General features: G+C 67.7%; 17 protein-coding genes and 1 pseudogene. 7 read left to right on the top strand and 11 right to left on the bottom strand.

Annotated elements, in window-relative coordinates; genetic code table 11:
• The first annotated feature begins 3 nt into the window (after nt 1-3).
• Entirely contained in the window at nt 4-1,026 is a 1,023-nt protein-coding gene (locus ABIC51_RS36100) for an AraC family transcriptional regulator (RefSeq protein ID WP_027789302.1), read from the top strand.
• Nucleotides 1,027-1,064: 38 nt separating this feature from the next.
• Here the strand turns inward: ABIC51_RS36100 and ABIC51_RS36095 are convergent, their stop codons facing one another.
• The 6 genes from ABIC51_RS36095 to ABIC51_RS36070 form a co-directional block, all read right to left on the bottom strand.
• On the bottom strand, nt 1,065-2,741 hold the full coding sequence (locus ABIC51_RS36095) for a dipeptide ABC transporter ATP-binding protein (RefSeq protein WP_226127926.1): 1,677 nt from the start codon (nt 2,739-2,741) through the stop codon (nt 1,065-1,067).
• Entirely contained in the window at nt 2,738-3,607 is an 870-nt protein-coding gene (locus ABIC51_RS36090; RefSeq protein WP_081072584.1) for an ABC transporter permease, read from the bottom strand. Before ABIC51_RS36090 ends, ABIC51_RS36095 begins: the two co-directional genes overlap by 4 nt.
• Nucleotides 3,608-3,620: 13 nt before the next feature.
• Entirely contained in the window at nt 3,621-4,631 is a 1,011-nt protein-coding gene (locus ABIC51_RS36085; RefSeq protein ID WP_060173441.1) for an ABC transporter permease, read from the bottom strand.
• 59 nt (nt 4,632-4,690) lie between these two features.
• On the bottom strand, nt 4,691-6,331 hold the full coding sequence (locus ABIC51_RS36080; RefSeq protein ID WP_124531779.1) for an ABC transporter substrate-binding protein: 1,641 nt from the start codon (nt 6,329-6,331) through the stop codon (nt 4,691-4,693).
• 65 nt (nt 6,332-6,396) lie between these two features.
• Nucleotides 6,397-6,972: a GNAT family N-acetyltransferase gene (locus tag ABIC51_RS36075; RefSeq protein ID WP_060371824.1), complete on the bottom strand. Its 576-nt coding sequence runs from the start codon at nt 6,970-6,972 to the stop codon at nt 6,397-6,399.
• Nucleotides 6,969-8,123 (bottom strand): MsnO8 family LLM class oxidoreductase, encoded by a 1,155-nt coding sequence (locus ABIC51_RS36070; protein WP_226127924.1) that lies wholly within the window; start codon nt 8,121-8,123, stop codon nt 6,969-6,971. Before ABIC51_RS36070 ends, ABIC51_RS36075 begins: the two co-directional genes overlap by 4 nt.
• 333 nt (nt 8,124-8,456) lie before the next feature.
• On the opposite strand from ABIC51_RS36070, the gene ABIC51_RS36065 reads away from it, so the two are divergent.
• From ABIC51_RS36065 to ABIC51_RS36040, 6 genes and pseudogenes are all read left to right on the top strand, one after another.
• Nucleotides 8,457-9,764: an NtaA/DmoA family FMN-dependent monooxygenase gene (locus ABIC51_RS36065; RefSeq protein WP_060206772.1), complete on the top strand. Its 1,308-nt coding sequence runs from the start codon at nt 8,457-8,459 to the stop codon at nt 9,762-9,764.
• Nucleotides 9,765-9,947: 183 nt separating this feature from the next.
• Nucleotides 9,948-10,751, top strand: a complete 804-nt coding sequence (locus ABIC51_RS36060) for a transporter substrate-binding domain-containing protein (RefSeq protein ID WP_027791919.1) — start codon at nt 9,948-9,950, stop codon at nt 10,749-10,751.
• A 4-nt stretch (nt 10,752-10,755) separates the two neighbouring features.
• Nucleotides 10,756-11,490 carry an ABC transporter permease gene (locus ABIC51_RS36055; protein ID WP_069706423.1) on the top strand — a complete coding sequence of 245 codons (735 nt, stop codon included), beginning with the start codon at nt 10,756-10,758 and terminating at the stop codon, nt 11,488-11,490.
• Nucleotides 11,487-12,257, top strand: a complete 771-nt coding sequence (locus tag ABIC51_RS36050) for an ABC transporter permease (protein ID WP_175897552.1) — start codon at nt 11,487-11,489, stop codon at nt 12,255-12,257. The genes ABIC51_RS36055 and ABIC51_RS36050 overlap by 4 nt, the downstream gene beginning before the upstream one ends.
• Before the next feature lie 26 nt (nt 12,258-12,283).
• A complete protein-coding gene (locus tag ABIC51_RS36045; protein WP_060371827.1) occupies nt 12,284-13,666 on the top strand; it encodes an LLM class flavin-dependent oxidoreductase in 1,383 nt (460 codons plus the stop codon).
• Between the two features lie 233 nt (nt 13,667-13,899).
• A pseudogene (locus ABIC51_RS36040) lies at nt 13,900-14,336 on the top strand (MFS transporter); the annotation flags it as partial.
• A 4-nt stretch (nt 14,337-14,340) separates the two neighbouring features.
• Here the strand turns inward: ABIC51_RS36040 and ABIC51_RS36035 are convergent.
• The 5 genes from ABIC51_RS36035 to ABIC51_RS36015 form a co-directional block, all read right to left on the bottom strand.
• Nucleotides 14,341-16,515 (bottom strand): TonB-dependent siderophore receptor, encoded by a 2,175-nt coding sequence (locus tag ABIC51_RS36035; RefSeq protein ID WP_175897551.1) that lies wholly within the window; start codon nt 16,513-16,515, stop codon nt 14,341-14,343.
• A gap of 179 nt (nt 16,516-16,694) precedes the next feature.
• A complete protein-coding gene (gene fhuB, locus ABIC51_RS36030; RefSeq protein ID WP_226127922.1) occupies nt 16,695-18,719 on the bottom strand; it encodes a Fe(3+)-hydroxamate ABC transporter permease FhuB in 2,025 nt (674 codons plus the stop codon).
• Nucleotides 18,712-19,686, bottom strand: coding sequence for an iron-siderophore ABC transporter substrate-binding protein (locus ABIC51_RS36025; RefSeq protein WP_175897549.1), 975 nt, complete (start codon nt 19,684-19,686; stop codon nt 18,712-18,714). Before ABIC51_RS36025 ends, fhuB begins: the two co-directional genes overlap by 8 nt.
• Nucleotides 19,683-20,513 (bottom strand): ABC transporter ATP-binding protein, encoded by an 831-nt coding sequence (locus ABIC51_RS36020; RefSeq protein WP_124917557.1) that lies wholly within the window; start codon nt 20,511-20,513, stop codon nt 19,683-19,685. The genes ABIC51_RS36025 and ABIC51_RS36020 overlap by 4 nt, the downstream gene beginning before the upstream one ends.
• Nucleotides 20,510-22,186 carry a cyclic peptide export ABC transporter gene (locus tag ABIC51_RS36015; protein WP_034196066.1) on the bottom strand — a complete coding sequence of 559 codons (1,677 nt, stop codon included), beginning with the start codon at nt 22,184-22,186 and terminating at the stop codon, nt 20,510-20,512. Before ABIC51_RS36015 ends, ABIC51_RS36020 begins: the two co-directional genes overlap by 4 nt.
• Nucleotides 22,187-22,304 lie beyond the last annotated feature (118 nt).

Raw genomic sequence — 22,304 nt, 5'->3', positions numbered from 1 at the left:
TTAATGCTTTATAGTGCGATTTACTTGCGCGACAGTACGATGATGAGTGACGACCCCTTCTCCGACATCCTGAGACTCGCGAACGCCGAATCGCTGGCAACGGGAGGCTTCTCGGCCGGCGGCGCTTGGGCCATTCGCTTTCCGGCACCCGACAAGATCAAATTCTTCGCGGTGGTGAAGGGCACGTGCTGGGTCTCCATCGACGGAGAGGAAACGCCAATCCGCTTCGCAAGCGGGGATGTCGGTCTGCTGACGGCAAAACGGTCCTTCGTTCTCGCGAGCGACCCTGGCGTTCCACCTGTCGATGCGATGACGTTGTTCTCGGGCGCGGGCAAGTCGGCGGTGAAACTGGGTGACGGCGATGACTTCGCCCACATCGGTGGACACGTCCTGCTCGATCCGGTAACCGGCAACTTGCTGTCGGACGTACTGCCGCCCTGGATTCACGTACCGGCCGCATCGCCGCAGGCCGTGAAGGTGCGCTGGCTTCTCGAGCAACTCGTGGAAGAGCGAGCGGCCGATCTGCCCGGCGCGCAGCTCGTCTCGGCCCAGCTTTCGCAACTGCTTTTCATTCAGATACTGCGCGCCCATCTGAACACGTCCGCGCCCCTGGCGGGATGGTTGCGCGCGTTGAGCAACCCACGTATCGCACCCGCACTGCGACTGATGCACGGCGATCCCGCACGCGCATGGCATCTGGACGAGCTTGCCGCCGCGTGCGCGATGTCACGAACCACGTTCGCTGCGCACTTCAGGGCGAGCGCCGGCGTCGCGCCGCTGACCTATCTCGGCCAGTGGCGCATGCGGGTTGCGGAGCGCCGTTTGCGCGACGAGCGCATTCCGGTCGCCCTGCTTGCACAATCGCTCGGCTATTCGTCCGAAAGCGCATTCAGTAACGCGTTCAAGCGCATGTCCGGACATGCGCCGACGGCCTATCGTCATATCGCGCGAACGGCTGCCGAAAACGTCGGAAGTGAACGTGACGGCGTTCGCGTGGAAGCCGGGGCTACCGGTTCGACGCCGTAGCCGTCTGATGGCGGAGGGTCAGCGGGAACGGGCAAAGATCATGCGAGCGCGACGAGCGGCGGCGCGGCACGCGCGCCGGCCAGCGTCGGCAGCGCATCGAGCAGCGACGCGGTGTACGGGTGCGACGGCGCGCCGAACACGCGCTCGACCGGGCCGCTTTCGACCACCCGGCCGCCGCGCATCACGAGGATCCTGTCGGCGACGTGATGCACGACGCCGAGATCGTGCGAGATGAACAGCATCGCGGTGCCGTGCTCGGCCTGCAGATCGGCAAGCAGATCCAGCACCTGCGCCTGGATCGACACGTCGAGCGCGCTGACGGGTTCGTCCGCGACGAGCAGCGCCGGGTTCGACGCGAACGCGCGCGCAATCGCGACACGCTGCCGCTGCCCGCCGGACAATTCACGCGGGTAGCGGTCGATGCAACCGGCGCCGAGCTGCACCTCGTCGAGCAGCTGCAGCACGCGGCGGCGACGCGCATCGCCGCGGACACCGGCCGCGTCGAGGCTTTCGCCGACGATCTGCCCGACCGAGTAGCGCGGGTCGAACGAGCTGTACGGGTCTTGCGCGATCAGTCGCAGCCGGGCGCGACGCATGCGGCGTGCGGCTTCCGGCACACCGCTCCACGGCTGGCCGTCGAGCGCGACGGTGCCGCTGTCCGGCTCGACGAGCCCGAGCACGATCCGTGCGACCGTGGACTTGCCGGAGCCGGATTCGCCGACGATGCCGAGCGTCTCGCCCCGTGCGAGCGTGAACGACACGCCGTCGACCGCGGCCGGAGCGGCGCGATCGCCGTAGCGTTTCGTCAGCGCGTCGATGGCCAGTACCGGCGCCTGCGTATCGATGCGCTTCGGCGGCAGCGGCACGCGCGCGGCGGTCGCGAGCCGGAACCCGCGCGATGCGGCGGTGGGAATCGCCGCGAGCAATTCGTGCGTGTACGGGTGCGCCGGCGCGGTCAGCACGTCGCGCGCCGGGCCCTGTTCGACGACCTGGCCGGCGCGCATCACGAGCACGCGATCGGCGAGCTCGGCGACGACCGCGAGATCGTGGCTGATCAGCAGCACCGCGTCGCCGGCATCGCGGCGTGCGCGCAGCAGCGACAGGATCTGGCGCTGCACGGTCATGTCGAGCGCGGTGGTCGGCTCGTCGGCGATCAGCAGCGATGCGCCGCCCGCGATCGCGGTGCCGATCAGCACGCGCTGCCGCAAGCCGCCGGACAACTGGTGCGGATACTGCGGCAGCCGCCGCTCGGGATCGTCGATGCCGACCGCACGCAGCAGGTCGGCGCTGCGCGCCGCGACGTCGCGCCCGCGCGTGTTGCGCAGCGCCTCGGCGACGAGGTCGCGCACGCGCCACAGCGGATCGAGCGACACCAGCGCGTCCTGCAGCACGTAGCCGATCCGGCGCCCGCGTATCGCGCGCCAGTCGCGTTCGCGATGGCGGCGCGCGTCGGCGCCGGCGATCTCGAAGCGTTCGGCGTCGATCACCGCGTTGGGTCCGTTCAGCCCGACGAGGCTGCGTGCGGTGACCGACTTGCCGGAACCCGATTCGCCGACGAGCGCGACGCATTCGCCGGCATGCACGGCGAGGTCGAGCGGTCCGACGACGGGCTGCGTGCCGTGCGCGCCGCGAAAGCCGATCGTCAGGCGCTCGATGCGAACCAGCGGTGCGGTGCGGGCCGGCGTTGCCGGCGCAGCGGATGCGATCGTGCTCATGCTGCCTCCCTGCGTTCGAAGCGCGCCTGCCAGTAGCCGCCGAGCGCATTTACGGCGATCACGGCCGCGGTGATCGCGACGCCGGGCCACACCGCGATCCACCACGCGTTGTACAGATAGTTGCGGCCCTCGGCGAGCATCAGCCCCCATTCGGCGGCGGGCGGCTGCGGCCCCATGCCCAGGAAGCTCAGTCCCGACGTGCCGATGATCGCGGTGCCGAGCCCGATCGTCGCGAGCACCGGCACCTGCGCGATCGCATGCGGCAGCACGTGCCGCCAGACCAGCACCGCCGGTGCGAGGCCGAGCGTGCGCGCGTGCTCGACGTAGCCGGAAGCCGCGACGACGAAGGTTTGCGCCCGCACCACGCGCGCGAAGCGCGGCACCGACGCGACGCCGAGCGCGAACACGAGGTTCACCGCGCCGGGGCCGGTGAACGAGATCAGCATCAGCGCGAGCAGCAGGTCGGGGAATGCGGACACGACGTCGAGCACGCGCGTGATCAGCTCGTCGAGCCAGCCGCGCGCAAGGCCGGCAAACAGCCCGAGCGCGGTGCCGAACAGCGTCGCGACGCCGATCGCGGCCGCGCTGATCGACAGCGAGTAGCGTGCGCCGTACACGACGCGCGAGAAGATGTCGCGGCCCAGCTGGTCGGTGCCGAGCCAGTGCTCGGCACTGCTGCCGAGCTGCGCGGACAGCGGATCGGCGGCCAGCGGATCGTAGTGCGCGAGCCAGCCCGGTGCGATGACCGCAATCGCGTTCAACAGCAGATAGACGGCAGCCAGCGCGAGGCCCGGATGGCGGCGCAGCCAGCCGGCCGCGGCGGATGTCGCCGGGGCGCGCAATGTGAGATCGACGGGAGTGGACATCGAAGCCTCCGGTTCAGCGCGGTGCGCGGCGATCGCGCAGGCGCGGATCGATCAGCAGGTACAGCAGGTCGACGGCGGTGCTGAGCGCGACGTAAATCGCCGCGGACAGGATCGCGATCGCCAGGATCACCGGCATGTCCTTCGACAGCACCGCGTCGACGGTTATCTTGCCGAGGCCCGGCCGGCCGAACACCTGCTCGGTGATGACGGCGCCGCTGAGCAGCCCGCCCACGAGCCAGCCGGCGAGCGTGACGGCCGGCAGCGCCGCGTGGCGCAGCGCATGGCGCACGCGCAGCGCGAGGCCGCCGATGCCCCACGAACGCACCGTGAGCGCATACGGCTCGTCGAGCGCGCGCTCGATGCCTTGCCGCAGCACGCGGCCGATCACGGCGCCCTGTGCGAGCCCGAGCGACAGCGCGGGCAGGACGAGCGACGCGAAGCCGCGATCGCCGGCCACCGGGAACAGCTTCAGCGTGAAGCTGAACACGAACAGCAGCATGATGCCGAGCCAGAACGACGGCGTCGACGCGAGCAGCAGCTCGACGCCGGATGCCGCGCGCCCCGCCCAGCGGCGACCGGCCGTCAGCACGGCGAGGCCGACCGCGAACGCGATCGTCACGACGAACGCCGCGCCCGTGAGCTTCAGCGTCGGCCACAGCTGGCCGAGCACGAGCGGTGCGACGTCGGTGTTCAGGATGTACGAGCGGCCGAACTCGCCGTGCAGCACGCGCCACAGGTAGTGCACGTATTGCAGTGGCAGCGGCTCGTCGAGTCCCCATTCCCGGCGGATCGCCGCTTCGATCTCCGGCGTGCTCAGCTGCTCGCCGATCAGGATGCCGACGATGTCGCCCGGTGCGAGATGCACGGCCGCGAACGACAGCGTGACCGCGGCCCACAGTACGAGCGCGCCGGTCGCGAGCCGCGTCGTGACCGGCGAATGCAGCCAGCGGCGCCAGGGGGCCGGCGAGCGTGCGGCCGGCAGCGCGTCCGGGACGGGGACGGGAGCGGAAGGCGAAGGGTTCATGTGCGATATCTCCTGTCGGTTTGGCGCGGCGTGCGGGGCAACGCGCTCGACGCGCCCGCCTACTTCTTGATCCACACGTCGTACGGGTTCTCGGGCATCTGCGCGAACGAGCGGAAGCGCAGCCCCTGGACGGCCTTCGCGGCGGCGATCTGGTCTTCGGGCTCGTACAGCGGCACCGCGTACGCCTGCTCGTTGATCGCGAAGTGCTGCAGCTCGCCGTACAGCTTCTTGCGTTCCGCGATGTTCTGCGTGCGTGCGGCCGCCTGCAGCCAGCGCGTCAGCTCGGGCGCCGCCGCACGGCTGTAGTTCAACGCGCCGCCGCGATCGACGGGCAGGTAGTGGCCTTCGATGTCGATGCCGTCCGGCGGTGTGTTCGAATTCGCGATCGAGCCGAACTTGCCGCTCTTGCGCGCTTCGACGTACGTGCCGTCGTCGACGTACTGGATCTTCAGGTCGACGCCGAGTCGCTGCCGCGCCTGCGCCTGCAGTGCCTGCAGCAGCACGTCGCGCTGGTCGCGCACCGTTGCCTGCGCCTGGATCACCGCGATCGTCAGCCGTTCGCCGCTCTTCGTGCGGTAGCCGCCGCTGTCGCGGACGTTCCAGCCGGCTTCGTCCAGCAACTGGTTCGCGAGCTTCGGGTTGTTGCCGTAAGTCTTTTCGATCGATGCGACATAGAGCGGATCGATCGGCGACGTGACGCCCCATGCACGCGTGCGCTCGCCGCGGTAGATCGACTGCACGATGCCCGTTATGTCGAGGCCTTCCAGCAGCGCCCGGCGCACCTTCACATCCTGCGTGGGACCGTAGCCGACGTTCAGGAACAACGAGTAGGGCGTGCCGGTGTTGAGCGCGCGGCGGTAGGTGAAATCGGCGTTCTTGCGGATCAGCGCGGCGTCGTTGCCGGACACGCCTTCGATCACGTCGACCTGACCGGACAGCAGCGCGCCGGTGCGCACGGACGATTCGGGCAGGAACCGGTAGACGATCCGGTCCAGGTACGCGGGGCCCTGGTGGCCCGCTGTCGGCGGCGCCCAGCGATAGTCGGGGTTCTTCGCGAATTCGATTTCCTGCCCCTTGACGTAGCGGCGCAGGATGAACGGGCCGGTGCCCGCGATGTCGGGGCCGCCCGATTTCAGGCTCGGTCGGTCGAACGCGTTCGGCGACAGCAGCGGCAGCCGGCCGGCGAATGTCAGGAACGGCGCATACGGCGCGTCGAGCGTGATCGCAACCGTGTGCTCGTCCGGTGTCTTCACGTCCGCGACGTGCGAGATCAGTCGCGCGAGCTGGCTGCCGGCGGAGTACGACAGTTCGCGTGCGTTCAGGAAATTGCGCGCCACGGCCTTCGCGTCGAACGGCGCGCCGTCGGTGAACTTCACGCCGTCGCGCAGCGTGAACGTATACGTCTTGCCGTCGGCGGAGACCTTGTAGCCGGTCGCGAGCCACGGCACGTAGCTGCCGTCCGGCTTCTGTGCGAGCAGGCTTTCGTATGCGTTGCGCAGGAGCAGCTCGACCTTGTCCTGGCCGTTCAGTTGCGGGTTCAGCGTGCGCGGCTCCGTTTCGACGCCCCAGGTCAGCGCGCCTCCGGAGACGGGCGTGCCCTGCGCGAACGCCGCATGCGGGAACGCGAGCGCGACCAGCAGCGCGGCCGAGGCGGTACGGCGCGAAGCGCGGAGAGCGGAATCCGGAAATGCGAATGTCATGCGTGGCAGCCTTTCACGAGGTGGGTAGCAGGGGATGCGGTGCGCGAAGCCCGGAGGAGGGGGCGTCACGCGTTTGCGTGGAGCGGCACGTCGTGCGCGGTGGCATCGTCTGCCGCCGGATCACGATAGAGATCCGGGAGCAGGATTTTCCGCAGCCAGACGAGCGGCGTGCCGAGCGCATTCGTCGAGCGATCGAACGGCAGGTAGCCGTTACGTTCGTAGTACGGCTGCAGCCACGGATGGTTGGTCGCGGTCGCGAGATAGGTCGCGGGCGCCTTCACCTGCGCGGCCAGAAACCGCGATTCGACGTGCTCGATCAGTGCGTGCCCGAACCGCTGCCGCTTGAACGCGGGCGCGACCGCGAACCAGTGGAGGAACGGATACGGCATGCGGTGGCGTTCGCCGGATACCCATGGAAAGCGCACGGTCAGCGTGGCCGCGAGGGCCAGTCGGCCTTCCGGTGTCGTGTGTTCGAGCACGAACGTGGTTTCGCGCGCGACGGTCTGCGCGACGCGCTCGATCGGCGAGCGCGTGATCGTGAAAAGCACGCCCTGCGGCACGAGCGGCGCATACGCATCCTGCAGCAGCGCGTAAAGGGCCGGCACGTCGTCCGCGCCGGCAATGCGGATCGTATCGGTCATCGCGCGGTGCCCTCGAAGTCCGGTTGCGGCGTCGCGGCGCGCTCGCGCGATTCCCGCGCATCGGGCCGGTACCGCGACGCCGCCGCGCCGTGCTCGTCGGCCGACGCGCCTGCCAGCAGCCGCAGCGACGCAATACGCGGTGCGGCATCGGCGAGCGGCGTATCGATGACGAATTCGTCAATCCCGTGGCGGCGATGCAATGCGTGCAGTTCGTGCAGCACGTCGTCGCGCGTGCCGTGCACGATCCGCGTTTCGCGCGGATCGATGCGATGCGGGCCGCCGCCTGCCTGCCGGATATAGGCGTGCGCCTGATCGAGGCTGCCGACGTTGACGGCAGGCGTGTCGCCCACCTGCACGCGAAAGCCCTGATGTCCGCTCGCCAGCTGCGCGGCCGCGTCGCGGGTTGCCGCGACGATCGCGGAGGCCGCGAGCAGCGGCGTGCGGCCGCCGGATGCGCTGCGGTATGCATCGAACGCGCGTTCCAGATCGGTCGGTGAGGCGTTCAAATGCGACGCGTAGACGAACGCCCAGCCTAGCCGCGCCGCGAGCGCGGCGCTTTCCGCACTGGCGCCGAGCAGGAACGGTTGTGCGGGCTCGGGCGGGCGCGGCGTCGCATGCAGCGTGGCGTCATCCTGCCCGGTCGTATCGGCAGCCGTGGCTGCGCCCTGAAGATGACGATTCAGTTCGTCGGCCAGATCGGCGAACGACGCGCGCCGCGCGGGATCGTAGCCGGCCTGCAGCGCGCGCGTCGACAGCGGCAGGCCGCCCGGCGCCTTGCCGATACCGAGATCGACGCGGCCCGGCGCCAGCGACGCGAGCAGGTTGAAGTTTTCCGCGATCTTGTACGGACTGTAGTGCTGCAGCATCACGCCGCCCGAGCCGACGCGAATGCGCCGCGTATGCGCGAGCACGTGCGCGATCAGGATCTCCGGCGACGGGCACGCGAGCGCGGCGGTGTTGTGATGTTCGGCGAGCCAGTAGCGGTGATAGCCGGCGGCATCGGCGAAGCGCGCGAGCGACACGCTGCGCGCAAGCGCGTCGGCGGCCGTTTCTCCCGGCGCGACCGGGCTCTTGTCGAGCACGCTCAAGCGGAACGGCAACGCGGTCGAAACGGACGAATCGGAGTCGGAGCGGATGGCGTCGAACGTCATGATGAAGCGATCGGCGCGGGTCGAAACGGCCTGATCAACGGGTTTGGCATGCCGAATTATTTTGCGGCGCCGTTCGCACGGTCAAACAATCAAGAAGAATATCGAAAGCCGAAAATATTCGTTCCGGCCGACCGGGGGGCTTGCATTATGGTCGTTGACTGCGCGTCGTCTCGCGGCGTGTGCCTGGCTCCTGCCGGGCGATGCGGGGCCACGATGCCGACATGAAATGTCAGATCGAACGGAATCAAGAGGAATACAGATGAATAGAAAACGCGTACTGCGTGAGACGCTCACCCTCGTTACGCGCCATCGCGCGACGAACGGAGCCGTATCATGAGCGGCGCACGTAGACGGTTGAAGACGCTCGTCGGCGCGGCGAGCGTGCTGTACGCACCCGGCGACGCGGATGCCGTGCACGGTGTGCGACGTGCGGCGTCGCTCGCACGCAAGGCGGAAGCCGAGAAGATCACCGGCCTCTTTACCGCCGACCTGCTGCAGGCCGATTCGGCCGGCCTCGCCGGCACGACGGGCAGCCAGGAGCCGATCGTCGCGCTGGCGGCGCTGAGCCAGGCGACGTCGGCGATCGGCCTCGTCGCGACGGTGTCGACGACGTATCACCATCCGTACAACCTCGCGCGGCTGATCGGCACGCTCGACCACGTGAGCGGCGGCCGTGCTGCGTGGAACGCGGTGACGTCGTCGGTCGGCGAGGAGAATTTCGGCGATGCGGCGCTGCCCGACCCCGAACGGCGTTACGCACGTGCGGCCGAATTCGTCGAGGTCGTCAACGCGCTGTTTGACGCGAACGATCCGGGCGCGACGCGGCGCGGGCAGGGCGGTGGCATCTCGGTCGATCCGCGCAAGCTCGGCGCGATCGACTATCACGGCGAGCACTTCCAGGTGCAGGGGCCGCTGAACGTGCCGCCGTCGCCGCAGCGTCGGCCGGTGCTGTTTCAGGCGGGTCAGTCGGCCAGCGGCGTATCGCTCGGCGCGAGGTACGCGGAGGTTGTGTATACGTCTCAGCCGACGCACGAAGACGCGCGCGCATTCGTCGCCGAACTGCATCGGCAGGCCATCGCATTCGGCCGCGGCGACCGGCTGCCGCTCGTGATGAACTCGTTCCATTCGGTGATCGGCGAATCCGATGCCGACGTCGCGCGACGGTTGCGCGACAAGCATGAACGCATCGATTACGAACAAGGCCGGCTGAAGCTCGCCGACATGCTCGGCGGCGGCGTCGACCTGCGCGACCTGCCGCTCGACCAGCCGTTGCCGGGGTCGCTGCTGCCGGCGATCGACAGCGTGCATCGCCGGCGAGGGCGTGTTGCGATCTTCGTCGGCTATGCGCGTCAGCGGCTGACGCTGCGCGAGCTGATCGTCCGCGCGCAGGAGACCGGCCACTGGTTCGTCGCCGGCACGCCGGAGCAGCTCGCCGATGCGATCGAGGCGCGCTATCGCGCGGGGCTCGTCGACGTGCTGTCGCTGCACGGGCTCGGTCAGCCGGACCAGGAGGACTTGCTGCTCAATGGCTTGCTGCCCGAATTGCGTCGTCGTGCGCTGCTCGATACCGACTACGTGGGCGGTGATTTCCGCGCGAATCTGGAGTTGCCGGCGTTGCAGCGCGAAACAGCGGAGGCGTGAGCGGGCGAACGGTCGAACGATGCACCGTGCTGCGCGTTCGGCGGTGCGCCGTTCCGCCATATCGCGCGATCAGATATTCATCGAAAAAATAACCATTTGGTACACACGTCGGCGCGCATTACAGTCTCGCCTCCTGCCGGCTGCGACGCCGGTCGTTCCGACGTTATTTCAGAAATTCGCCACATGAATCGTTTGATGCGTTCCAGTGTCCGCCGTGCCGCGGCCGCGGTGTTTGTGGTCGGCCTCGTGCCGGCTTCCCATGCGGCCCAGCCGACGTTGCGCGTCGGAATCGACGCCGAATCGTATCCGCCGTTCTTTTCGAAGGACGCGGCCGGCAAGTGGAAGGGCTGGGAAATCGACGTGCTCGATGCCGCGTGCGGCAAACTGAACGTGCGGTGCGAACTCACCGACATTGCTTGGGACGGCCTGATTCCGGCGTTGCAGAACCGCAAGATCGACGTGATCTGGTCGTCGATGACGATCACCGGCGAACGGCAGAAGGCAATCGATTTCAGTCGCGCGTATTACGAATCGCCGACGGTGTTCGTCGGCGCGAAAAGCGATCGGCGCCGCGTCGACTGCGCGGTGCCCGCGAGCTTCAAGGGTCGCGTGATCGGCGTCGAGGCCGGCACGAACTTCTCGGCGTTCCTCGATTCCCGCTTCAAGCCGGATGCGCAGATCAAGGCGTTCGACAAGTTCGACAACGCGCTCGCGGATCTGGTGTCCGGCCGGGTCGACTACGTGCAGGAAGGCAAGGGTCTGTTCACGGCCTTCCTCGCGTCGCGCGACGGCAAGGACTTCGAGGTCAAGGCGACGTGCGCGGACAATCCGGTGCTGGGCCTCGGCATCGGCGCGGGCGTGCGCCAAGGCGATGCGCTGCGCGGCAAGCTGTCGACCGCGATCGCTCAGCTGCAGCAGGACGGTACGTGGGATGCGATCACCGCCCGCTATCCGAACCTGAAGGGCACGATCGAGAAGGGCCGCTGACCCGATGGCCGCGGACGACTCGCTGCTCGCGCTGCTTGCATTCGACGACGGTGGATATGGCCGTGTGTTCGCGGGCGCGTTCGCGCTGACGTTCGGCGTCGCGGCATCGTCGTTCTGCACCGGCGTGCTGCTCGGCATCGCCGGCGCGCTCGGCAAGCTGTCGCGCCACGCGCCGCTCGCATGGCTCGCGCGGCTCTACACGACGCTGGTGCGTGCGCTGCCCGAGCTGTTGTGCCTGCTGCTCGCGTTCTATGCGCTCGCGCCTGCCGTCGAGGTCGCGCTGCACCGCGGCGGCCTGGTGCCCGACGGCTTCGCGTTCCCGCCGTTCCTCGTTGCTGCGCTGTCGCTCGGTTTCATCCAGGGCGCGTATCTGACCGACATTTTCCGCGCGGCGCTCGTCAACGTGCCGATCGGGGAGATCGAAGCCGCGCATGCATACGGGATGACGCCATGGCAGACGTTCACGCGCATCCGGCTGCCGGCCGCCGCGCGGCTCGCATTGCCGGGCGTCGGCAACGTGTGGCTGAACGCGACCAAGGACGCGTCGTTCATCAGCGTGCTCGGCTCGTTCACGGACTTGCTGAAGGCGAGCCAGCTCGCGGCCGGCGCGACCCGTCACTATGTATTCTTCTATCTCGTCACGGCCGCGCTTTTCCTGCTGCTGAGCATCGCGTCGACCGGCATCTTCGCGGTGCTCGAGCGGCACGCGAACCGTGGCACGAGGCGCGCAACCGCATGATCTTCTCGCTGCCGTTCCTGCTCGATACGGTGATGCCGAAGCTGCTCGCCGCAGTGCCGACGACGCTCGCGCTGACACTTTTTTCGGGCGTGGCCAGCGTGCTGCTGGGCGTGCCGCTCGCGCTCGCCGCCGGTGCGCGCCATGCGCCGCTGCGCTGGTCCGCGCGCGGCTGGATCATGCTGATTCGTGGCACGCCGCTGCTCGTTCAGCTCTATTTGCTGTACTACGGATTCGGGCAAATCGTGCCGCGCGAATGGATGCGCGACAGCTGGGCATCGCCGCTGCTGCGCGACGCGTTCTGGTACGCGATCGTCGCATTGAGCGTGAACGAGAGCGCGTATGTCGCGACGATCCTGCGCGGCGCGATCGCCGGCGTGCCGGCCGGCGAGATCGAAGCCGGGCACGCATACGGCATGACGCGCGCGCAGGTGCTGCGCCGCATCGTCGGCCCGCGCGCGTGGCGGCTCGCGCTGCCCGCGCTCGTCGGCGAGGCGATCCTGCTGCTGAAATCGACCGTCCTCGCGTCGACCGTGACCGTGTTCGACGTGATGGGAACGGCCAATACGCTGCGCTTCGAGACGTTGCACGTGTACGAACCGCTGGCCGGCGCGGCGATCGTCTATGTCGTACTGGTCGCGCTGCTGATCGTTCCTGCCGGCCGTTTCGAGCAGCACGTCAATCGCTACCTTACGCGCGCGCCAGACGAGCGCACGCCAGCACGGCGCCGCCGCCGCGCGTCGTCGGGCGCGTGGGCGGCACCCAACTGATTCCTTCCCTGATACCGATTTCGACGATGTCCGATCCTCGCCCGTTGCTGTTTTCCCTGTATGAACAAGCCAGTGTCGGTTGCGGTGGCGCACCAAGCCTGTGGACCCACCCCGCCGATGAACGGCTGCGCGCCAATACACTCGCGTTCTGGTCGAACCTCGCGCGCACGGCCGAACAGGCCGACCTCGACATGCTGTTCTTCGCGGACGTGCTCGGCCTGTACGACGTCTATGGCGGGTCGGCCGATGCCGCGCTGCAGTGGGCGGTCGAGTCGCCCGCGAACGATCCGATGATGCTGATTCCGGCGCTTGTCGCGCAGACCGAGCGGCTCGCGTTCGGCGTGACCGCGAGCACGACCTACGAGCATCCGTTCGCGCTCGCGCGCCGCTTCAGCACGCTCGATCATCTGAGCAACGGCCGGATCGGCTGGAACATCGTGACGTCCTACCTGACGAGCGCGGCGCGCAACTTCGGGCTCGACCGGATGATCGGTCACGACGAACGCTATGCGCGCGCCGAGGAGTTTCTCGACGTCGTCTACAAGCTGTGGGAAGGGAGCTGGGCGGACGACGCGGTCGTCGCCGACAAGCACGCGCCGCGCTATGCGCGTGGCGACCGCGTGCGGCCGATCGCGCACGAAGGCACGCACTATCGCGTGCAGGGGCCGCACGTCTGCGCGCCGTCGCCGCAGCGCTCGCCGGTGCTGATCCAGGCCGGCTGGTCCGGGCGCGGACGCGAATTCGCAGCGAAGCACGCGGAGGTGGTGTTCGTCGCGAAGTCGAATCCGCACGAGATCCGCGCGGGCCTCGACGAGATTCGCCGGCAGGCGGCTGAACGCGGCCGGTCGGCGGACGACGTGAAGTCGCTGACGGTGCTGCGGATCGTGACGGCGCGCTCGTCGAGCGACGCGAAGGAAAAATACCACCTGCTGCAGCAGCACTATCACCAACACGCGCAACTCGTCAGCTACGCGGGCGACACCGGCATCGACATCGACCGCTACGCGGACGACGAACCGCTTACGACGCAGACGGAAGGGCTCACGTCCTACGTGATGAGGCCCGACGGCAGCGGCAAGCCGCTCACCGCCGGCGACGTGCGGCGCAAGTTCGCGAGCGTCACGCGCGGCACCGACCTGATCCTCGTCGGCTCGCCCGACGAGGTCGCCGATCAACTCGCCGAGCATGCGCGGCAGTCGACGACGAGCGGCTACATGCTCAATCCGCTTATCAGCCCGGGCACGCTCGACGATTTCGCCGAACTGATCGTGCCGGAACTGAAGAAGCGCGGCCTGTACCGGACGACGGCACCGGCCGGTACTTTCCGTTCACGCCTGAGCGGACGGGATCGGTTGCCTGATACTGCGTATGGTTCGTCATTCAGACACTCGGCCGTGGAGTTGGTCTGACCTCAAGCAATTCGGTGCCGGTAACTTCAGCGCGCAACCGACGCTCCGGTGTCGTGGAACGTTCGGACGACGGTCGGGGGTTGATCCGCTTGGCGGGTGGTGAGGTGCAAGTTTTTCGTGTACTAAAACGACAAGCGAGGGCGCGCCTTGATGAGTGATGCAAGGCGTACTGAAGTCTGGTGAAGCAGGCTCACCCGGGTGCGTCCTGATCATTCTCGCGGGGCACACGTTTGATGCGCATCGATCAGCCGGCCTTCTTGGGTTCGCGGACCAGATGCTGCTCTTTCTGGTACCGCTCGTCGTCTTTCAGATCACGCATAAAGCGACGTGGCCCGGGCTCGCATTTTTCATCGAAGCGTTGCCGCGATTCATCGCCTTTCCGGTCTGCGGTGCATTGAGCGACCGCGTGCCGCCCGTTCGCGTGCTGCGAGCGAGCCAGACCAGTCGGGCCATCGCCTGCATGATCGGCATTGCCGGCTATGTCGCCTGGAGCGGAATCGGGTGGCTGATCGCGTTGTCCGCCGTCTGTGGCGCACTCACGAGTCAGGGGCTTGTCGCTCGCGAAGTGCTGCTGCCACAGATTTCTACGCAGCAGCGCTTCGAAAAAGTGCTGTCGTATACGCAGCTTGCCGAGCAGTTGGGTGTCGTGCTCGGGCCGATCGTCGCGGCGGCACCTAGAAATCCGAACGTACGGTCAACATCACGTTGCGCGCATCGCCGAATACGCTGTAATAGGTGCTGGGCGGACGAATGTAGTACCTGCGATTGAACACGTTATTCAATTGCAAGGACGCCGTCACGTGCTTGGTGAAACGATATCCCGCTTGTGCGTCGAAAACCGCATAGCCGCCCTGTTCGACGCCACGCGAAATCCGCGTTTGAGCGAGCATGCCGCCCCCGATCGAGAATCCGCGTAACGGGCCTTGCGAGAGCGTATATCGGGTCCACAGCTTGAACAAATGCTTCGGATCCGTGCCGTCGGTGAGATCGGGAGAGTCGTTCTCGTAGTGTGCGTTCAGATACGTGTAGCCGGCATAGAGATTCCAGTCTGGCGTCGGCTGGCCAGTGAGTTCGAGTTCGATACCCTGATTACGTGCCTTGCCTGCGGATGCGTAATAGAACTGATGGGCAGGATCGGCAACGGCGCGGTTGTCGTCGTTGATGCGGAACAGCGCGGCGTTCGCATTCAGGCGGCCATCGAGCAGGCTGCTTTTTATGCCTACTTCGTACTGCTCTCCCGAGCGCGGCGGCAGGCCCGGCCCCGAGTACGTGCCTTGCGTTTGCGCATCGAGGAACCGCGCGTAGTTGGCGTAGGCCGTCAGCGACGGCACGATGTCCCACAGCAAGCCGGCGGACGGCAGGAAGCGATGATTGACCTGTGCGTTGGTCGTCCAGTCCGCGACGCTTGGCAACGTCGACTGCGTGCGGTCTTGCAGGAACGCCTCGCGGCCGCCGAGCACGAGCGTCAGCGGCGTGGCGAGCTTGATACGCGCCTGCGCATAGACGCCGTATTGCACGGTGCGGTGATTGGTGCCGAACGTGTACGGTACGTCCACGGCGGGTACCGCATTGGGATCGTAGAGACTGTAGGCGCCACCGTACGGGCCGCTCAACGCGCGGTAACCCGATTGCGCGCCCGATGTCATCACGGCGTAGTTCGCGCCGATGGTCAGCGTATGCGTCTGCCCCCAGAGGCGGACCGGGCCGGATACATTGGTGTCCGCGCCGAACCAGTCATAGCTCGTGCGCTGCCGCTGGTCTCCGAAGCGCGCGAGGCCGTTTGCGGTCGCGCCGGGGCCGGAGTACGCGTAGTAGGCCTTGGAGAGTTCGTGGCGGTAGAACAGCGTGGTCGAAGATTGCCACGCGTTTTCGAACCGATGCACGAGGTTGGCGTTGACCTCCTGCAACGAGGTGTACGCGTAGTTCCAGCTCGGACTGAAGTTCCGCGTATATTCGCTCGGCACGCGCCCGGTGAGCGCGGTACGCGTGCTGTTCAGCACGCCGCCCGCACCGTAATCGATGCCGGAAATCGGCGAGACCTGATAGCCGCCCGAGAACGACAGTGTCGTGCGCGGCGTGAGGTCCCAATCGAGCGCACCATAGGCCATCACCTCCTTGCTGCGCGTGCGCTCGATGGATTGCATACCGGTGCTGCCCACGAGAACGGCGCGTCCGCGCAGCGTGCCGTCCTTGTTCAGCGGCCCGGTGACGTCGATCATCTGGCGCACGCTTCCGAACGAATCGACCTGTGTTTCCGTGCCGAGATGGAACTGATCCTGAGGGCGCTTGCGCACGAGATTGACGACGCCGCCCGGCTCGCCCATGCCATCGATCGAGCCTGCCGGGCCGCGCAGGATTTCGACGCGGTCGTACATCGCCAGATCGAATTGCAACTGATACTGCAGGCCGCTCAGCGTCGGGACCCCATCGAATTCAATGCCGAGCTGCGAGCCGCGCGCGCGGAAGTACGCGGTACCGTCGCCGTAGTCGATCGAACTGACGCCGGTCACGGAGCGCAACGCCTGCTGGATGGTCGTGATGTTCTGGTCGTCCATCCGCTCGCGCGTGAGCACCGAGACCGAGTTCGGCGTCTCCTTGATCGATTGCGCGACTTTTCCGCCGATGGTGGCCCACTTTGCAGCGTAGTTGCCGCTGCCTTCGGTTGTCGCATCGGCGTCCTTTGTGCCCACCACCGTCAAGGCGGGCAGCATGCCGCCGACCGGGGCGGACGAGCCTTGCGCGTTCGCCCACGAGGAGGCGAGGCACAGCGCCGAAAAGGCGAGCGGGGCACCGCTGCGTCGTCCCGTCGTCACGCGCCGCGCGCGCGGGTGGTCTATTCTCGTTGTCATGGTTGATCATCCCGATGTTGAAAAATGTCGAACTGCTTCCTCCCGCCAGCGGCGGGTTGAAAAATGGGGGGGACGATCTTTATCGACGGGCATCTGACGGCCTCGTCTGTCTTGAATCCATGCACTACCGAACAATCGCCGGACCGACATCGTGGTCGATCCCGCGACCCGTGACGCAATTACCGCCGCAACCCGCGCAACATCACGAGCGCGACGAGCCACGGTCCGCCGAGCAGCGTGGCGACGAGGCCGGTCGCGATTTCCTGCGGAAAAACGATCTGCCGCCCGAGCCAGTCCGCCGTCACCATCAGCAGCGCGCCGAGGGTTGCGGCCAGATAAAGCTGCGGCACGGGGCGGCGCGCACCGGAAAACCGTGCGATATGCGGCGCGATCAACCCGACGAACGACAACGGTCCGACAATCACGGTGGCCGCCGCCGTTGACATGGCCGCCAGCAGCAGCAATGCGAAGCGCGCGCGACCCACGGGCACGCCGACGCTCGCCGCGACGTCCGTGCCGAGCGCAAGAGCGGCGAGCCAGCGTCCGGTCAGCGGTGCAACGGCGAGCGTGAGGAGCGCCAGTGCCGCGACGCTCCATGCGATGTTGGGCGCGACGTAGTAGGTGGATCCGATCAGCAGATCGACGAGCACGCCCGCGCGCGGATCGCCGCTTGACATCAGCGCGCCGACTACCGCGCTGAACAGCGCACTGATCGACAGCCCGACGAGCAGCAGGCGCTCGGGCGCGAATCGCGCGCGCCGTCCGAACCAGACGAGCAGCACCAACGTCGCGAACGTGCCGGCCACGCAGCCAGCCACCAGCGCGGCGGGAACGAGGCGGTGACCGAGAAACAGCACGGCGACCATGCCGAACATGCCGCCGGAACCCACACCGAGCACGTCGGGACTCGCCATCGGATTCGCGCTCATGCGTTGCAGCAGTGTTCCCGCGACTGCCAGCAGAGCGCCCGCCGCTAGCGCCGCGACGAGGTGGGGTACGCGCCAGAACAGCAGGCTCTCGATTTGCGTGAGCGTGGCGACGCTCGCGCCGGTGGGGCCGCGAGAGACCGCCAGCGACAGCAGGCATGCGAGCGGCAGCAGCATGGCCCATACCAGCGCCATCGCACGAGGCGCGCGGCGATCATGCCGGGGGCCCGCTGCAGCATGCGCATCGGGTCGCGAGCGCAAACGCGGCAGCAACCCGACGAGCAGCGGCACGCCCACGATCGCGGTCGCGCTTCCGGTCGCGATCACGTGTGCGGAAAACAGGTCGGCCCGCGCGGCCGTGCGCACGATTTCATCGGTGAGCCACAGCAGCGCCGCGCCGGTGAGCGGTGACCACACGAGCCGCGCGCGCAATTGCCGCGCGCCGGCCAGGCGGGCCAGCAACGGTGCGGCCAGGCCGATGAAGCCGATGACGCCCACTTCGGCGACCACGAACGCCGTGAGCGCGACCGCGACGAACAACGCGGCGCCGCGCACCCATCCGACCGCGACACCGAGATGGCGCGCCGTCGTGTCGCCTGCGTCGAACAGACTCAGCGGACGATAGAGCAGGGCGGCGCCGCCCGCGCAGGCGGCGAGCTGCATGCCCAGATGCAGCGTCGGTTGCCAGCCGTTCTGGTCGAGCGCGCCGCCGCCCCAGATCTGCAAGCCCGCAAGCCTGTCGAAATGCACCACCGAGATCGCGAGACTGATTGCGCCGCAGTACAGGTTCACCACCATGCCGCCGAGGATCACGCCGAGCGGCGACATACGTTGCGCCCATGCCAGCGCGAACACGACGAGCATCGCGGCCGCGCCGCCCGCGAGCGCCAGCGTGCTTCGACCCATGGCCAACCAGCCGGGCATCCAGATCGTCGCGACAGACAGCGTGAGATACGCGCCCGGGAACACCCCGAGCGTCATGGGTTCAGCGAGCGGATTGCGCAGCACCTGTTGCATCAGCGCGCCCGCGAGCCCGAGTGCGGCGCCGCACAGCAGTGTCATCGCGACGCGCGGCAGCAGGCTGTAGTGGACGAGCAAGGCCCCCACGTCCTGCGTGTCGGCGGTGGCCGCGAGCGCGCGCCAAAAGGATGCGCCCGCCAGTGCGCGATGCACGTCCGTGGCGGTGAGGCATGCGGCGAGTACGGCCATGGCGCCGACCAGCGCCAGGCGCCGATCGCTTGTCCGCGCGACGCGTCCGGCCAGCACGAGGTTACGCAAGGCTGCCTCCGCCGTGCTCAAGTGTGGCGAGGGCGATCGAGACGGCCGCGGCGAAGCGGCGCATCGACACGAGTCCGCCGAAGGCCGCGATCACCGGCAGTACCGCGACGCGTTTCTCGCGCACGGCAGGCAACGCACGCCACAACGGGCTCTGGTTCAGCGCGGCACGCACGGCGGCGCGCAGCGGCCCGATCAGCAGAATGTCCGCGTGCGGGACATCGAACAGGCGTTCCAGCGCGACGGTGGCCGAGCCGGTTACGGAGGTGCGCCATGGCGTGGAGGCCGCGCGGCTCGCCGCGTCGCGAGGATGGGCCGCATTGTCGACACCGATGCGCGCGAGCACGTCGTCGAACAGGCTACCCGCGCCATAGACGCGAAAATGTCGCTCGTCGAGTGCTTCGGTGACGATCACGGCTCGCGCCGGGTGAGCCCCGGTGCTCGCGATCCGGGTGGCCACCGACGCGAATTCCTGTTGCGCGGCGGCGATCAGCTCGGTGGCGCATAGCGGCGCCCCGATTGCGCGCCCCATCGCGGCTGTTTCGTCGCAGAGCACTTCGAGAGGCCGTGCAGCGCTCATGTATGTGCCCAGCGTGAGCGTCGGCGCGATGCGTCGTAGCGGCGTCATCAACGCCGCATGCGCCGGCGTGACGATGATGAGATCCGGCGCGAGCGCGAGCAGCACCTCGAAATTCGGCTGATAAAGCAAGCCGACATCGGCGACGCCGGGCGGCAACGGCGGCGTCACGATGCCGCTCGCATACCAGTCGGGCAACGGAATGCCGACGGGCGCGCGCCCGAGCGCGAGCAGCGTTTCCGTCAGTTCCCAGTTGAGCACCACGATGCGGTGCGGGAACCGTGTGACCGCGGCAGCGACGCATGGCGCGGAGAACCGTGTGCCGGAGCCGGCGAGCACGGTGAGCGCGACGAGCAGTTGCCGGCGGCGCGGATTCGCAACGAGCAGGTTCATGCCGGAAACCCCAGACGCCGCCCGCTGACCGGATCGGCGCTCACGCGCATCGGCACGCCGTAGATCGATTCGAGGTGGACCGGGTCCATGATGTCGGCGGCGCGCTCGCGCATCAGCAGACGGCCCTCGCGCAGCGCAACGATGCGGTCGCAGAACCGCGCGGCCATGTTCACGTCGTGCAGAACGACGACGGCGCTCATCGCCCTCGTCGCGCAGAGCGTGCGCACGAGTTCGAGCACGGAGAGCTGATGGTTGAGGTCGAGCGCCGACGTCGGTTCGTCGAGCAGCATGCAGCGGCAGTCCTGTGCGACCAGCATCGCCAGCCATGCACGCTGACGCTCGCCGCCCGACAGTACGTCGACGGGGCGATCGGCGTGACGGAGCACATCGGCTGCACGCATCGCGCGCTCGACGTGCTCGGCGTCTTCGTCCCCGAAGCGTCCGAGCGCGCCATGCCACGGATAACGCCCGAGGGCGACCAGTTCGTGCACGGTCATGCCGTCGGTGGGCGGCGTCTGCTGCGGTAGATACGCGACCTGGCGCGCGAACTGGCGTGCGCCCCAGTCGGCGAGCGGCTTGCCCGCGTAGCGAATCGTGCCGGCAGTGGGGGCGAGCTGACGAGCGAGCAATTTGACGAGCGTGGATTTGCCCGAACCGTTGTGCCCGACCAGCCCGGTCACGCATGCGGGTTCGATCGCGAGAGTGATCGATTGCAGCAGGGGACGGCCGCTGGCGACGTACGACACGCGTTCGAGCGAGAACGTCGCGGCATTGCCGGTGTCGCCGCATGCGGAGCGGGCTGCTTCGTCGCGCACGATATGGCTCATGCCGCGCTCGCCATGTCGTTGCCGCCCGTACGCCGAGCATTGTCCGCGCCGGCCGTGTCCGCGGTAATCGCGGCGATGCGCCCGTTCTCGAGTTTGATGAGCCGGTCGGCGAGATCGAAGTAGCGATCGTCGTGCGTGATGACCAGCACGGTTTTGCCGTTCGCCTTCAGCGCGGGCAACAGCGTGCGATAGAACACGTCCTTGAAGGCCGGATCCTGATCGGCAGCCCATTCGTCGAAGACATAGAACGGTCGATCCTCCAGGAATGCGACCAGCAGCGCGAGGCGTTTGCGCTGACCTTGCGAAAGGGCGAGCGTGGAGAACGTGCCGCGCTCGATGCGCACCTTGTGGTCGAGTTGCAGCGCGACGAGCAACGTACGCGCCATCCCTTCGCGTTCGCCGGTCAGGCCGAGCAGCGAATCGAACAGATGAAAATCGCTGAAGACCACCGAGAAACGCTGTCGATACGCGGCACGCGTCGTGTCGTCCACGGCGACGCCATCGACGAGCAGACGGCCGCGCTCGGGCGCGTAAAGGCCGACGAGCAGCTTCGCGAGCGTGGTCTTGCCGCTGCCGTTGCCACCGACGAGATACACGAGCTCTCCGGCGTCGAACGTCAGATCGATGGGCCCGAGCGTGAACAGGCCGTCGTCGCTTTCGCGCACATAACGATGTTCGACACCTTCGAACGCGATGCGCGAGAATCCTTCGGCCGGGGCTGGGGCGGAATCGGCGTGATTGCCTGGTTCGGCAGGCAGCGCCGCTTCGAGCGCGCCGATGCGCTCGAACGCAACGCGTGCCGAGTTGAGCGACGGTAGCGCCGCGAGCAGCCCTTCGACGGGCATGATCAGATAGAGGAACACGAGCGCGTAACCCGACATGACGTGTGCGTCGGCGCCGAACAGATGCGCGAGCACGAAAGTCGTCAGGCCGACGAAACCGAACAGCAGCAAATTGCCCCAGCTTGCCGCGAGCGCGTGCAGCACATAGCCGCGCGTGCGCTGCACGCGCACCGCTTCCACGTGCGGTGCGAGCTCGCTGCCGACGAACGCGTCCGCGCGGGCGCGATGCAGCTTGAGTTCCTTGGCGCCGTCGAACAACGCACGAAACTGGTTCAGCAGCGTGTCCTCGCGGTCGCGCGAGGCGCGCAGATGACGCAGCGCACGGGCGCTCACCAGCTGCGTGCCGAGCGTGCCGGCCCCGAGCACGCCCAGCGCGACCGCAAGGATCGGCAGCGAGAGCATGCCGAGGTACGTGAGACAGCCGACGATCACGGCGCCCTGCATCGCAATGGAGGGCAGGCTCACGAAGAACACGACGATGCTGTCGAGATCCTGGGTCAGCGCGCCCACCGCGCGGGCCGCGCCGCACCGCTCCAGATCGCGGAACGACGCGGCGGTAATGCGCCCGATCGTCTGCATGCGCAGTTGAGCCTTGACGCGCTGACCGAGATACATGAATAGCGCCTGCGAGCCGATGCGCGTCACGAGCACCAGCGCGGCGAGCAGTACGAAGCGCATGCCCAGGTGCATCAGCTGTGCGCCCGACGCTTGCAACGCCTGATTGATGAGTGCCACGAGCGCCGCATTCGCGAAGCCGCTCGCGAGACTCGCGAATAGCGCGACCGGCAGCAACCAGCGTGAGTAGCGGAGCAATGAGGCAATGAGAGGCATAAGTCGTCGAAGGTCGTGCGGACGTGCTGGTTGCACGTGTTGTGTCTCATAAATAAGAATGAGACGTATTAAACGTGGCGAGCGGGATTTGGCCGTAACCATTGATGGGTAAGGAGAT

The organism is Burkholderia sp. 572, from assembly GCF_040545135.1.
In the GTDB taxonomy this organism is placed as follows: domain Bacteria; phylum Pseudomonadota; class Gammaproteobacteria; order Burkholderiales; family Burkholderiaceae; genus Burkholderia; species Burkholderia cepacia.
The sequence above is the reverse complement of the archived record's forward strand: the minus strand, read 5'-3'. Positions and strand labels throughout refer to the sequence as shown.